Consider the following 13448-nt stretch of genomic DNA (forward strand, 5'->3'; position numbering starts at 1 on the left):
GCCTCCGGCACGACGATCAGGCCGGTCACCGCCCGTAGCGTTTGGTTTACCCGCTCACGGAAGGTGAAGCCCATGACCTGGACCGATCTACACCACCGCACCGAGATCGTGCACACCGTGCTCGCCAGGGCCGCGATCAACCCGCACGATCCCGCACTGTTCGACGGCATCGCCGAACTCGACCGGCTCTTCGGCGGCGTCGAGGGCCTGCTCCTCGCGCTGAGCAACCGCTGGGACAATCATCTGCACGTCAAACTGGAGCTGGCCGAGATCGACGGCAGCACTCCGATGGAGGCCTATCTCGAACTGGCCGCCGAACAACCGGCGCTGCGTGCACTTCTCGACGCGCGTCCGGCGATCAGGCAGACTACCCGCGACCGCGCACTCGCACGCTGAGGCCCGACATACATTGGGGGACAAGACATGTCCGACATCGAGACACCGCAGCAACCGATGCTGGAGCTGACCCGGGTGGTCAAGCGGTACCGCGTCGGCGATCAGGAGGTGCGCGCGCTCGATGAGGTGAGCATGCGCATCGAAGCGGGCCAGTTCACCTCGATCATCGGGCCCTCTGGTTCCGGTAAGAGCACCCTGCTGCACCTGCTCGGCGCGCTCGATCGTCCCGACGAGGGCTCGATTCGCTTCCGCGGCACCGAGATCGGTGATCTGGACGAAGACAAACAGGCCGCGTTCCGGCTCGAACAGGTCGGCTTCGTCTTCCAGTTCTTCAATCTGCTGCCCACCTTGTCGGCGTGGGAGAACATCGCTGTCCCGAAACTGCTGGACGGCACCGGATTACGCAAGGCGAAGCCGCGCGCACTCGAGCTGCTCGACCTGGTCGGTCTCGGCGATCGGGCGAATCACCGACCCGCGGAACTGTCCGGTGGGCAGATGCAGCGCGTAGCGGTGGCGCGGGCGTTGATCATGGATCCGCCGCTGATCCTGGCCGACGAGCCGACCGGCAACCTCGACTCCAAGACCGGTGCGGCGATCCTCGACCTCCTCGGTACCATTACGGCGCAGGGTAATTCGGTGGTGATGGTCACCCACGACATGAACTCGATCGACTACTGCGACCGGGTGATCACGCTGCGCGACGGGCAGATCGGCGCCGACGAGCTAGCCGCCACACGGGTGGACGCATGATCGCCGCGGCATGGGATCGACTGCGGCTGTTCAACTTCGGTGAACTGCTCCGCCATCCCGGCCGAACGATGATGTCGGGGGCGGTGATGGGGGTGTCGGCGGCGTTGATCGTCGCGGTGCTGAGTATCTCCGGCTCGGTCACCGGATCGGTCGACAAGCTCACCAAAGGCCTGGCGGGCACTGCCGAGCTCGAGGTCACCGGCATCACCGATGCCGGTTTCGAACAATCACTGCTACCCCAGATCACCGCGACCCCCGGGGTGGCAGCGGCGGTGCCGATGCTGCGCGGGACGCTGGGCGCCGGGCCGGATCGGGCGCTGCTGATCGGGGCCGATCAGACCATCGGCGCGCTCGGCAGCGATCTGGCCGGGCCGATGTCGCAGTACACCACCAAGCTGATCAGCACCGAACGCGGCGTGCTGGTCGGCGCGGCCATGGGCCTGCGCGAGGGTGACCCGGTGCCGATCGGGTCGGGCACCGCGACGGTGGCCGCCGTCCTCGACTCCGAGGCCACCAACCGGCTCAACAGCGGCCACCTGGTGGCCGGGCCGCTTCCGCTGATCCAGCTTCTCACCGACCGGGTCGGCAAGCTCGATTCGGTACAGATCGTGGTGGAACCCGGCACCGATGTGGCCGCGCTGCGCACCACGCTCACCGAAGCGGTGGACGGGCGGGCCGTGGTGGCCGAGCCGAGTCTGCGGACCGCGCAGGCAGGTGGCGCGATCCAGATCATGCGGTACTCGACCCTGATGTCGTCGGCAGCCGCGCTGATCGTGTCGGCCTTCCTGATCTACAACGCGATGAGTATGGCGGTGGCACAACGCAGGCCGACGCTGTCGCTGCTGCGGGCGATCGGTGGCAAGCGTGCGCCGATGGTGCGGGATCTGCTCGTCGAGGCGGCGCTGCTCGGGCTGATCGGTGGGGCGATCGGCGCGGGGATCGGTGCGCTGATGGGGCGGTTCGCGATCGATCGATTGCCCGCCGCGATCGTGCAGTCGGTCGAGGCGAGAACCGAGTTCCAGGTGCCGAATTACGCGGTGCCCGTGGCGATTGTCGCGTGTGTCGTGGCGACGGTGCTGGCGGCGTCGATCGCCGCGCGGCAGGTGTACAAGGTGGCCCCGGTCGAGGCGCTGGCGCCCGTGGAGGCCAGCGACGCGGCGGCCACCGGTTCAGTGCTGAGGTGGGTCGCGCTCGCCGCGGGGCTGGTCCTCGGCGCGGCGGCGGTGGTCATGGCCTTCCTCGATCTCGGTCGCCTGTCGCTCGGCGCGATCACGACCTCGTTCACCGCGACGGTGTTCCTGTGTTTCGCCGCCACCGGGCCGATCGTGCGCGGGTCGGCGGCGATCGCGCGCTGGTTCGGGGCGCCGGGCGCGCTCGGAGCTACCTCGCTCGAGCGTGCTCCACGTCGCGTGTGGGCCACCGCGATGACGGTGATGATCGGGGTCGCGGCGGTGGTCGCGCTCGGCGGTGCGTCGGGGAACATGGTGAAGTCGGCGACCGATTCCTTCGAAAGTCTCGGCGACACCGACCTTTACGTGAGCCCGAGCCCGGTCGAGCAATTCCCGACCGGTCCCGTGCTACCCAGCGGTTTGGCCGAGCGGGTCGCGACGGTGCCCGGCGTCGAGCGGGTGAGCCCCGCCCAGATGGCCTTCGCGACGATCGGCAGCGGTCGGGTGATGCTGCAGGGTTATCCGCCGAGCACGTCCGAAACGCGACTCGGCGCGGTGGACCAGGCGGTGATCGATCAGATGGAGCGCCGCGAAGGCGTGGTGATCACCCGCGATGTCGCACGCTCGCTGTCGCTGGGCGCCGGCGACGAGATCACCATGCCCACGCCGTCCGGCGAGCGTAAAACAACTGTGCTGCAGGTGATTCCGTACTTCACGGCGGTCTCCGGGGTGGTGATGATGAACCTCGACCAGATGCGGGAGTGGTATCAGCGGCCCGGTGAGACGATCCTGTCGATCCAGTACGCGCCCGGCGCGGATCCCGACGCGGTGCAATCCGCGGTCCGCGCGATGGTTCCCAAGGAGATCCATGTCGACACCGGCGCCACCATGGTCGCCGCGATCTCCTCGGGCGTCGAGCAGGGTGCGGCGATGAGCAACATGATCCTGTGGATCGTCGTGCTGGTGGCGACAGTGGCGTTGCTGAACACCCTGATGCTGTCGGTCCTGGAGCGGCGCAGGGAGCTGGGGGTGCTGCGCGCCATGGGCACCAACCGCAAGTTCCTCCTGCGCTCGGTGCTGGCCGAGGCCGCGGGCATCGGATTCATCGGCGCGGCAATCGGACTCGTCGTCGGCATCGCGGTGCAATACCTGGCCACCATCGCGATCGGGCACGCGATGACCATCGACATCGTCTACCGGCCGAGCCCCCTGATCGCGGTCTACGGCGCGGTCGCCCTCGGCCTGGCGCTGCTGGGTTCGATCCCGCCCGCCCTGCGCGCATCGAGGATGCCGATCGTGGCGGCGCTGGCGGTGGACTGAAATTGCCGCCGCGGCGCCGGGCCTGCTGGTCCGGCGCCGCGGGCCGGTACTGGTCAGAGCGGGACTTCTTCCCACCAAGCGATGACCTCGTCCTGCGCGGAAGGGCGTAGGGCTCCGGCGGTGCCACTGCTTCCCCGGCGACTCACCGCGACAAGGTAATTCGCGCGATCATCATCGTCAGGGAAGCTCACGACCTGGTACGCGGTCTGCGTTCGCGCGCTGCCCGGGTCGGCAACGGCCCACCGCTGCAACGAGAACGGCACCCCGTCCTTGTCCCCCGCATCGCGAACCGCCGCCGGTAGCGCCTGCACCACCGACCGCGCCTGCCCCGCGTTCGCGTACTCCAGCACCAGGTAGCTCACGGCACCGGCCTGGCTGTCCACCCGATCGCACTGCCACGCGGTAGTGATCGGAGTCCATTGCAGCGCAGGCTCTTTCCACGCCAACTCGCTGACACTGCGCACCCCCACACACTGGACCCCGCGATACCCCAGCCCGTTACTGTTCTCCCCCTGCGGAACCAACGTCGGAAACACCCGCCGGCTCTCCGCGAACGAATCCGCCACCACCGCCACCGAACTCGACGTCACACCGGCGCCACCGTCGGCAGCGAAATCGTCGTCGTCGCCCGATGACACCACCACAACCAACGCGAGCACCAACGCCACCAGCACCAGAACCAGCGCCACCAGCAGCACCCAGCCGAACCGCTGCATCCCCGAAACCCGCCGCGGCACCGGCCAATGCACCCGATTCGAGGCTACCGACGCCCCTCTGTGCTGCGGGGGTACGGAACCGCCCGGCTGACCGGGTCCGGGCGGCTGTCCGGCATTGCCCGGCTGAATCACGGTGCCCGGGGGACCCACCCGGCCCAGCTGCCCCGCATTGTCCTGGCCGGCGCTGCCCGGCTGTATCGCATGACCTGATGGCCGTGCGACTTCCTCGGGCGCCACAGGTCCAGCCGGGGGTGCGTTCGACGCCCCCGCGATCGACGTCACCTTGGTCATGGCCGACGCGTTCACCGCGTCCAACTCGCCCGCATCGCCGGTCGACATGACATCGGTGGCAGCGGTGGGCGATACCTCGTCGACGGCAGCCTCCGCCCCGAGCGACCCTGCCACGGCGGATTTGTCCAGAGATACCGGACCGGACGGCGTTCCGGCTTCACCACCGGCCTGCAACGGTGCGCCTTCGACCGGGCCCGCCGAATCCACGGGTGCGACCTCCGCTCCGGACGCGGATTGCCGGGGATTCGACTGTGCAGCAACGGGTCCCGCTGCATTCTGCTGGTCCGGAGGCACTTCTCCATGCGGCGCCGCGGCACTGGGCGCAGCTGGCCGCTGGGCTGGAGGCAGCTCACCAGGCGGGGCCGCAGCGCTGGGCGGAGCCGGCCGCTGAGCCGGAGGCACTTCACCATGCGGGGCCGCAGCACTCGGAGCAGCCGATCTCTGGGCCGGAGGCACCTCACCATGCGAGGCCGCAGCACCCGGCGCAGCCGATCTCTGGGCCGGAGGCACCTCACCAGGCGAGGCCGCAGCACCCGGCGCAGCCGATCGCCGGGCCGCCGGAGGCACTTGTCCGCGCGGCACCGCATCCGGCCGCTGGTCCATCGGCGGAACAGCTCCGAACGGGCGGGAGGGTGGTTGCCAATTGGGTTGTGGCGCAGGCTGCATGGGCGGGGGCCGGTAACCGGGCTGCGCGAAGGGCGCGGCGGGTCCTTGCGGTGGAGCAGGCGGGTAGTAGACGGGCGCCGGGTTGACGGGTGGACGTGGCAACACCGGTGGGGTCTTCGAGGTCAGTGCCTGGCGGGCCGCCTTCGCGAAAGCGGTACACGAATCGAACCGCGCCGCAGGATGTTTCGCCATCGCGGCCGCGAGCACAGCATCCATGATCGGTGGCAGACCCGCGCGGCGCAGCGCCAGCGGTGGCGGCGGGTTGTACAGGGTCCCGCGGATGATCTCGTTCGGGTCGGCGGAGTCGAAGGGCGCCAGCCCGGTGAACAACCAGTACAGCGAACACGCCAGCGAGTACTGGTCGGAGCGGTGATCGAGTTCAGCGCCGGTCATCTGCTCCGGCGACGCGTAAGCCAGTGTCGCGGTGAACATTCCCTGCTGAGTCAGGTGGGTGGAGTCGGCACGCAGGCGGGCGATGCCGAAGTCGGTGAGGAAGACACGCTCGCCCGCACCACCGGTGGATCGGGCCAGCAAGATGTTGGCGGGCTTGACATCCCGGTGCAGCACTCCCCTGCCGTGCGCGTAATCCAGTGCGTCGGCGACCCCCTCGATGATCTGCACGGCCCGCTCCGGCGGCAACGCCATCGGGTCGACTGTCGCGGCGTCGATCCCGTCGACGTACTGCATGCTGATCCAGAGTTGCTCGCCCTCGGTCCCCCGATCGAAGACGGTGACGATACCGGGATGGTCGAGCCCGGCCGCGAGATCGGCCTCCCGTTCGAACCGCGCGCGAACTCGCTCGTCGGCGAACAGATCCCGGTTGAGCAGCTTGAGCGCGGTCAGCCGGTCAAGGCGCGGATGCCGGGCCAGATAGACCGTGCCCATGCCGCCCTGGCCCAGCATCGCCTCGATGGTGAACCCGGCGAACACCTCACCGATGTCGTGCACAACGACCCCCTTCCGACCGTGTGACCACGCTCATTCGAATTCTCGCCGAAAATCGGTGAAACTTGCTAACAGTCGTCCGGGAGTTTCCGGGCGCGCTCGACGAGAAGTTTGCACCGCCGGAGCACGCGCAATGGGTGGTGGGGAGGATTCGGTGGTGAAGTCGACCGTCATGGCGGCTGCCTGTCGCAGGCTGCTGCTCTGTGGGGTGCTGGCGGCTGCCGCACTGTCCACCTCGTGTGCCACCCCGGGCAAGCCGACGGCGGTGAGCGCACCCACGGTCAACGTCAGCAGCGAAGATGCCTGGCATCCGGGGCTGTCCATCGGCCTGCCCGATTCGCTCGCCGCGGAGTTCACCCTGCTGCAGTCGAAGCTGCCGGGGCAGGTGGGGATGGCGCTGATGCCGGTCGGCGGCGGCCGGATGACCGTCTACGGCGACTGGAGCACCGGCATCGCCTGGTCCACGATCAAGATCCCGCTGGCCGTCGCCGCGCTGCGCCACGATCCCGACCAGTCGATCTTCGAGATGGTGCAGGCCGCGATCACGGTGTCGGACAACGACGCCGCCGAAGGCCTGTGGGAATCCCTCGGTGACGCACCGGAAGCCGCCGACGCCGTGCAGCAGATCCTCGACGAGGCAGGCGACGCGGCCACCGGAAAGTCGGGCACCCGCACCGAACTCGACGACACCTCTTTCGGTGGCACCGAATGGTCGCTGGCCAACCAGGTGCGGTTCGCGTCGCGACTGCCGTGCCTGCCCAACAGCGAGATCGTCACCTCGCTGATGGGTGAGATCACCGAAGATCAGGGTTGGGGTCTCGGTCTGCTCGACGACACCGAGTTCAAGGGCGGCTGGGGCCCGGACGACGTCACCGGGATCTACACGGTGCGTCAGTTCGGACTGGTGCCCGTCGGTAGCGGCCAGCTCGCGGTAGCCCTTGCGGCACAAGCCGATTCGGGCTCGTTCGACGACACCACCGCGCTGCTCGACCGGATGGCGCTGCTGCTGGCCCGGCACCTGCCGAACCTGCGCGGCGGCGTCTGCCCGCGCTGAGCTCACCGGCTCAGCCGGGAACGACCAGGCCGGATTCATACGCCAGGACCACCGCCTGGGCGCGGTCGCGCAGCCCGAGCTTCGAGAACACCTTGGAGACATGGGTTTTCACGGTCTGCTCGGCCACGAACAGCGCCGAGGCGATCTCGGTGTTCGACAGCCCCTTCGCCACCAGTTCGAGCACCTCGCGCTCGCGCGGGGTGAGCGTGCCGAGCGCGGGGGCCGGGGCCGCGCGCACCGTATTGCGCCTGCGGGTGACGTCGGCGATGAGCCTGCGGGTGATGGTCGGGGCGAGCAGCGCCTGCCCGTCGGCGACCACCCGCACCGCGCGCACCAGTTCCTCGGCGGGCGCGTCCTTGAGCAGGAATCCGCTCGCGCCGATGCTCAGCGCCTCGTAGACGTAGTCGTCGATGTCGAAAGTGGTGAGCATCAGCACCCGCACCGGCGGATCGAAATTCGCGCCGAGAATCGCGCGGGCGGCGTCGAGACCGTTCATCTCCGGCATCCGCACATCCATCAGCACCACATCGGGACGCAACCGCTTGGCCTCGGCCACCGCCACTTTCCCGTCGGGTGCGTCACCGATGACGCTGATATCGGTCTGCGCGCCCAACAGGGCCCCGAACCCCTGGCGCACCATCGCCTGGTCGTCGGCGATCAACACGGTAATAGCCACGCCACCACCCTAATGTGCACAGACACGCAGCGTTTCACAGCAGCGCACGGTCTGAGTCTTTTCGGGCGATTGCGCCCAATAGCGAACCGCTACAGCGTCGGCAACTTCGCCGAGACCTCGAACCCGCCGCTGAGGGTGGGCGCCGCGGTGAGTTCACCGCCGACCGCGCCGACGCGGGTGCGCATGCCGTCGATGCCGTGCCCACCGCCCGCGCTCGGCAGTGCCACCGTGGCAGTCGCCGCATTGTGCACGCTCACGCTCACCACACCCGGGTCGACCGCCACCGCCACGTGCACCGCCGCTCCCGGCGCGTGCCGCGCGCAGTTGGCCATCGATTCCTGCACGACCCGATACATCACCAGCCCCGTCGTCTCCGGCACCGATGCCAGATCGCCGGTCACACTCCACTCGACCGGCATCCCCGCGCGCGCGGCCGACTCGCACAGCGCGGGCACATCCGCGGCACGCGGCTGGGGCGCGTGTTCGGGCAGCTGACCGTCACTGCGCAGTACCCCGAGCATGCCCCGGATCTCGTTGAGCGCGGTGCGAGCGGTGGCGCCGATCGATTCGAATTCAGCGCTCGCGGCCGGGTCGAGATCGGCGATCCGGTACGGCGCGGTCTGCGCCTGCACCACCACCATGGACATGTGGTGTGCGACCACATCGTGCAGGTCACGGGCGATACGTGCCTTCTCCTCGAGAATCGCCCGGCGCGCGCGCTCGAGTTCGGTCACCTCCTCCTGCCGCTCGAGCTTGCGCCGCGAAGCCAGCAGGATCCGCACGAGGTAGCCGAACAGGGCCAGCGCGCCGAACCCCATCGCCCAGCCCCACAGCGGACCGGTGTCCGAGCCGGGCATCGTCGTGGCGAACAGCATCGAGGTGGCCGCCCAGGCGACGACCACGATCGGCACCGCAGCCCGCAACGCCACCGCGAACAGCAGCACGAACAGCACGATGATGTGCACGACCTGGAAGGGCAGATCGTTGTTCGCGGCCGGCTGCAAGCCGATCGAGAACAGCAGCGCGGCGCCCGCGGAGATCGCCCACCCCAGCGCCGGGTTGACCCGGACGAACAGAATCGGGAAGACCGCGAGTGCCGACAGCATCGGCGCCACCACCGGCGAGACCTCGTGTGTCACGAACAGCGTCGGCCACGCGATGCTGTACAAAATGAGCGCGACCAGCACCGTTGCGAAGTCGAACCAGGTCTGCGCGGATATCGGTCGCGCCGCGGGGCGCAGTGGTGCGGTCATGACAATGAGACTACGAACCGTCCGGTCAGCGGACCTCATACCCACGAACCGAATGCGACCCCCTACCCTGGTGTGACCCTGGCGCCGGGTCTGCCACCCGCGCGCCCCGATAAACAAGTCCGCAGCGGGATGCCCGCGGTGAGACCCGCTCCTTACCGTCGGAGGCCATGAACACCCCGCTTCGCCCGGTACCCGCCGCTGATGCGGCCCGTACCGCAGATTCCGCCGCCTCCGCGCCATCCCCCGCTCCCGCGCAGCACCGCCGTCGTAGCGGTGTCGCGCTGTGCACCGCCGGATTGGCTATGGCCGCTGCCGTCGTGATGTCGGCTCCCGGTGCCATGGGCACCACTCCGAGCGGCGCCGAGAACGTCGCGGCCGCCGCGGCGGTGCGCGCGCTCACCGACGACAGCCCGGACGCCACCTCGCTGATCCCCCGCGACTTCGGCTACAAGTTCGGCTACGACCCGGCCGAGCAGGACGACCTGCTGGTGAATCCGAACGGTGGCTGTTCCTCGCCGGTGACGCTGCCCGCCGAGTTCGAGTCGGCCTGCAAGGCGCACGACCTCGGCTACGACGTGCTGCGCTACGCCGAGCGGGTGGACGAGCCGCTCGGCGCGTGGGCGCGTCGCTCGGTGGACGCGGCACTGAACCGGCGCATCCACGCCTCCTGCGAACTGCGCGACGACGAGTTCTCCCGCGCCCGCTGTGGTGTGATGGCCGATATCGCGTTCACCGCCGTGGACGTGAACTCGCGCCGCCAGGAGTACGGCGCCCCGGTGGTCGAGAACGTCTTCGCCCAGACCGACCCGGCCGACCGCCCCAACCTCTGGCCCCTGGCACGCACGGTCCTCGGCCTGTTCGCGGTGACGGCGGCCTCGGCCGTGATCATCGACGCGCTGCGCAAGGTGCGTCGCCGGTTCGCGTGATGCAGTTGCCGAAAACTAGGACTTGTTCTAGTTTTCACGCATGTCTCTAGTCATCGACGAAACGATCGAGATCGACGCCCCCGCCACCAAGGTGTGGGAGGTGCTCACCGATTTCGACCGCTACGGCGAGTGGAACACCTTCTGCTACGAGGCGTCGAGCACGCTGGAACCGGGCTCGCCCATCGACATGCGGGTCCAGCTGGGCAGCAACCGCCGTCCGCAGCGGGAGTGGATCCGCACCCACACCCCCGGCGTCGAGTTCAGCTACACGATGAAGCCCGTGCCGCTCGGCGCGCTGCACAGTCTGCGCTCGCACACCGTCGTCCCGCTCGGCCCCGACCGCTGCCGCTACGAGTCCCGGTTCACCCTCGCGGGCTGGTTCAGCCCCGTGGTGACGTTGGCGCTCGGCAAGCACCTGCGCGCGGGCTTCGGCGCGATGACGCGCGGCGTCGCCGACCGGGCTGTCGCCTGAGTCCGGGCCGTCCGCCCAGGAACGAAAGACGGGGCGCGCCAGGCTGTTCCGCCCGGCACGCCCCGCTTCGGAGCAGTTGTTCTCAGACCGCGCCCGGCGTCGGCAGCGCGCCGCGCGCCACCTCGTAGGCCGCGCCGACCCGGTACAGTCGGTCGTCGGCCAGTGCGGGCGCCATGATCTGCAGACCCACCGGCAGGTTGTCGTCGGCCGACAGCCCTGACGGCACCGACATGCCGGGGTGGCCCGCCAGGTTGGTCGGCAGGGTGCACAGATCCGACAGGTACATGGCCAGCGGGTCGTCGACCTTCTCGCCCAGCTTCCACGGCGTGAACGGGCTGGTCGGCGAGACGAGCACGTCGACCGTTTCGTAGGCGGCGTCGAAGTCGCGCGCGATCATCGTGCGGACCTTGAGCGCCTGGCCGTAGTAGGCGTCGTAGTAGCCCGCCGACAGCGCGTAGGTGCCGATCATGATGCGGCGCTTGACCTCTGGGCCGAAACCGGCCTCCCGGGTCAGCGACATCACCTGGTCGGCGCTGTGGCTGCCGTCGTCACCGACGCGCAGGCCGTAGCGCATGGCATCGAAGCGCGCCAGGTTCGACGACACCTCCGACGGCATCACCAGGTAGTACGAGGACAGCGCGTACTCGAAGCTCGGGCACGACACCTCGATCACCTCGGCGCCCAGTTCCTTCAGGACCGCGACGGCGGCGTCGAAGGAGGCGAGCACGCCGGATTGGTAACTGTCGGAGTGCAATTCGCGCACCACGCCGACGCGCACGCCGGTCAGGTCACCGTTGGCGCCCTGTCGCGCGGCCTCGACGACCGGTGCCACCGCCACATTGCGTGAGGTGGAATCACGCGGGTCGTGCCCGGCGATCACCTCGTGCAGCAGCGCGGTGTCGAGCACGGTGCGACCGCACGGGCCACCCTGATCCAGCGACGACGCGCACGCGATCAAGCCGTAGCGGGAGACGGTGCCGTAGGTGGGCTTCACGCCGACCGTCGCGGTGACCGCGGCGGGCTGCCGAATCGAGCCACCGGTATCAGTGCCGATGGCGAGCGGCGCCTGGTACGAGGCCAAGGCAGCCGCCGAACCGCCGCCGGAACCACCGGGGATGCGGGTGGTGTCCCACGGGTTGCGGGTCGGGCCGTAGGCGGAGTTCTCGGTGGAGGAACCCATCGCGAACTCGTCCATGTTGGTCTTGCCGAGAATCGGGATGCCCGCGGCGCGCAGCCGGGAGGTGACCGTCGCGTCGTATGGCGACATCCAGCCCTCCAGCACCTTCGAGGCGCAGGTGGTCGGCATGTCGGTGGTGGTGAAAACGTCCTTGAGCGCCAACGGAACTCCCGCCAGCGATGAGGCCGGGGTCTCGCCCGCGGCGAGCGCGGCGTCGACCACGGCGGCCGCGGCGAGAGCTTCGTCACCCGCGACGTGCAGGAAGGCGTTGAGCTCGCCGTCGACCTTGCCGATGCGATCCAGGTGCGCCTGGGTGACCTCGGTGGAGGACACCTCGCCGCCGTGGATCTTGGCTGCCAGCTCGGAAGCCGACAGCAGAGTCAACTCGGTCATTCGCCCTCTCCCAGAATCTGCGGAACCAGGAAACGCTGTTCTTCCACGGCAGGCGCCTGGTCCAGCGCCTGCTCGGGAGTGAGACCGGGCACGACCACATCGGGCCTGGTCACATTGGTCGTCGGATTCGGCGACGCGGTGGCGGGGACGTCGGCGGCGACCTCGGTGATGGTCTGCACGTGGCTGAGGATCGAATCCAGCTGACCGGCGAACTGGTCGAGTTCGGCGTCGGTCAACGCCAGCCGGGACAGCCGGGCGAGGTGAGCGACCTCGTCGCGGGAGATTGCGGGCACCGCGGGACCCCTTTCGGCTTCGGTGGGCAGTATCGGTACAGCCTAATTGGCGGGTCCTAGGGGTTTTGACGCGCCCGCCCCGCACGTCGGGCGCACCCTCCTCACACGAAAGTTCGCGCATGTCGCGGGGATGGGGTCATACTTCGGGTCGAGAACCCGCGCACGGGGGTGTAAGTATTGCTTCACCGGGTATTCGTCTCGAACAACCCCGGCCGGCAAGGAAAGGACCGCACGTGTCATACCTGCTCCGCGTGCAACTTCCGGATCGACCGGGAAGCCTCGGCTCCCTCGCACTCGCCCTCGGCGGGGTCGGCGCGGACATACTCTCGCTCGATGTCGTGGAACGCGGCGCCGGCTTCGCGATCGACGATCTCGTCGTCGAAGTCCCCACCGGCGCACTGCCCGACACTCTGATCACCGCCGCGGAATCGGTGCGCGATGTGAGCGTCGACTCCATCCGCCCGTACTCCGGCGTGCTCGACACCCACCGCGAGCTCGAACTGATCGACCAGGTCGCCAGCGCCCGCGACGACCGCCTCCAGGTCCTCGTCGACGGCTGCCCCCGCGTGCTGCGGGTCGGCTGGTCCACGATCATCGGCATGGGACCCGCGGGCGCGTACCGCATCGTCGGCAGCCCGAGTGCCCCTGAGACACAAGCGGGTTCGGCTCCGTGGATGCCCATCGAGAAGCCGATGTGGCTCGACGGCGAGGCCGAATGGGTGCCGGAGATCTGGCGCGACATGGACACCAAACTGGCCGCCGCCCCGCTGGGCAACACCGGCAGGGCGCTGCTGCTCGGCCGCCCCGGCGGGCCCGACTTCCGCCCGTCGGAAGTGGCACGGCTCGGCTACCTCGCCGGCATCGTCGCGACCGTCCTGAACTGACCGTCGGCCGCCCGGACCCCGCATCGGCGAAGGCTCTCGCGCGGCGACCACCGGGCCGAACGGCCGG

12 protein-coding genes are annotated in these 13448 nt (G+C 69.2%); 7 read left to right on the forward strand and 5 right to left on the reverse strand.

The annotated features are described in order from the left end of the window. Positions 1 to 72 precede the first annotated feature (72 nt). From ACWZHB_RS20345 to ACWZHB_RS20355, 3 genes are read left to right on the forward strand one after another with little or no spacing between them, the layout of a single operon-like run. Positions 73 to 396 (forward strand): hypothetical protein, encoded by a 324-nt coding sequence (locus ACWZHB_RS20345; protein WP_427903436.1) that lies wholly within the window; start codon positions 73 to 75, stop codon positions 394 to 396. A gap of 27 nt (positions 397 to 423) precedes the next feature. Further along, entirely contained in the window at positions 424 to 1146 is a 723-nt protein-coding gene (locus ACWZHB_RS20350; protein ID WP_427903437.1) for an ABC transporter ATP-binding protein, read from the forward strand. Next, complete coding sequence (locus ACWZHB_RS20355) at positions 1143 to 3635, forward strand: ABC transporter permease (protein WP_427903438.1); 2493 nt, start codon at positions 1143 to 1145, stop codon at positions 3633 to 3635. Before ACWZHB_RS20350 ends, ACWZHB_RS20355 begins: the two co-directional genes overlap by 4 nt. Positions 3636 to 3688: 53 nt before the next feature. On the opposite strand, the gene ACWZHB_RS20360 is transcribed toward ACWZHB_RS20355, so the two are convergent. Then, positions 3689 to 6256 (reverse strand): serine/threonine-protein kinase, encoded by a 2568-nt coding sequence (locus ACWZHB_RS20360; RefSeq protein WP_427903439.1) that lies wholly within the window; start codon positions 6254 to 6256, stop codon positions 3689 to 3691. 154 nt (positions 6257 to 6410) lie between these two features. On the opposite strand from ACWZHB_RS20360, the gene ACWZHB_RS20365 reads away from it, so the two are divergent. After that, positions 6411 to 7307, forward strand: a complete 897-nt coding sequence (locus tag ACWZHB_RS20365) for a serine hydrolase (RefSeq protein WP_427903440.1) — start codon at positions 6411 to 6413, stop codon at positions 7305 to 7307. Positions 7308 to 7317: 10 nt separating this feature from the next. On the opposite strand, the gene ACWZHB_RS20370 is transcribed toward ACWZHB_RS20365, so the two are convergent. Both ACWZHB_RS20370 and ACWZHB_RS20375 read right to left on the reverse strand, forming a co-directional pair. Further along, positions 7318 to 7983 (reverse strand): response regulator, encoded by a 666-nt coding sequence (locus ACWZHB_RS20370; RefSeq protein WP_427903441.1) that lies wholly within the window; start codon positions 7981 to 7983, stop codon positions 7318 to 7320. A gap of 89 nt (positions 7984 to 8072) precedes the next feature. Continuing rightward, a complete protein-coding gene (locus tag ACWZHB_RS20375; RefSeq protein WP_427903442.1) occupies positions 8073 to 9236 on the reverse strand; it encodes a sensor histidine kinase in 1164 nt (387 codons plus the stop codon). Positions 9237 to 9403: 167 nt separating this feature from the next. On the opposite strand from ACWZHB_RS20375, the gene ACWZHB_RS20380 reads away from it, so the two are divergent. Beyond that, positions 9404 to 10162, forward strand: a complete 759-nt coding sequence (locus ACWZHB_RS20380; RefSeq protein WP_427903443.1) for a hypothetical protein — start codon at positions 9404 to 9406, stop codon at positions 10160 to 10162. Between the two features lie 40 nt (positions 10163 to 10202). Then, on the forward strand, positions 10203 to 10634 hold the full coding sequence (locus ACWZHB_RS20385) for an SRPBCC family protein (protein WP_427903444.1): 432 nt from the start codon (positions 10203 to 10205) through the stop codon (positions 10632 to 10634). 82 nt (positions 10635 to 10716) lie between these two features. Here the strand turns inward: ACWZHB_RS20385 and gatA are convergent, their stop codons facing one another. Both gatA and gatC read right to left on the reverse strand, forming a co-directional pair. Beyond that, positions 10717 to 12204: an Asp-tRNA(Asn)/Glu-tRNA(Gln) amidotransferase subunit GatA gene (gatA, locus tag ACWZHB_RS20390; RefSeq protein WP_427903445.1), complete on the reverse strand. Its 1488-nt coding sequence runs from the start codon at positions 12202 to 12204 to the stop codon at positions 10717 to 10719. Next, the gene (gene gatC, locus ACWZHB_RS20395; protein ID WP_301902357.1) at positions 12201 to 12497 is read right to left on the reverse strand and encodes an Asp-tRNA(Asn)/Glu-tRNA(Gln) amidotransferase subunit GatC; all 297 of its coding nucleotides are present in this window, start codon (positions 12495 to 12497) and stop codon (positions 12201 to 12203) included. The genes gatA and gatC overlap by 4 nt, the downstream gene beginning before the upstream one ends. Positions 12498 to 12730: 233 nt before the next feature. On the opposite strand from gatC, the gene ACWZHB_RS20400 reads away from it, so the two are divergent. After that, the gene (locus tag ACWZHB_RS20400; protein WP_266291834.1) at positions 12731 to 13381 is read left to right on the forward strand and encodes an ACT domain-containing protein; all 651 of its coding nucleotides are present in this window, start codon (positions 12731 to 12733) and stop codon (positions 13379 to 13381) included. The last annotated feature ends 67 nt before the right edge of the window (positions 13382 to 13448 follow it).

This window comes from Nocardia sp. FBN12, assembly GCF_054031145.1.

Coding starts and splice junctions, on each gene's coding strand:
- ACWZHB_RS20345 (WP_427903436.1), top strand. CDS start 73: ATGACCTGGACCGATCTACACCACCGCACCGAGATCGTGCACACCGTG.
- ACWZHB_RS20350 (WP_427903437.1), top strand. CDS start 424: ATGTCCGACATCGAGACACCGCAGCAACCGATGCTGGAGCTGACCCGG.
- ACWZHB_RS20355 (WP_427903438.1), top strand. CDS start 1,143: ATGATCGCCGCGGCATGGGATCGACTGCGGCTGTTCAACTTCGGTGAA.
- ACWZHB_RS20375 (WP_427903442.1), bottom strand. CDS start 9,236: ATGACCGCACCACTGCGCCCCGCGGCGCGACCGATATCCGCGCAGACC.
- ACWZHB_RS20380 (WP_427903443.1), top strand. CDS start 9,404: ATGAACACCCCGCTTCGCCCGGTACCCGCCGCTGATGCGGCCCGTACC.
- ACWZHB_RS20385 (WP_427903444.1), top strand. CDS start 10,203: ATGTCTCTAGTCATCGACGAAACGATCGAGATCGACGCCCCCGCCACC.
- gatA (WP_427903445.1), bottom strand. CDS start 12,204: ATGACCGAGTTGACTCTGCTGTCGGCTTCCGAGCTGGCAGCCAAGATC.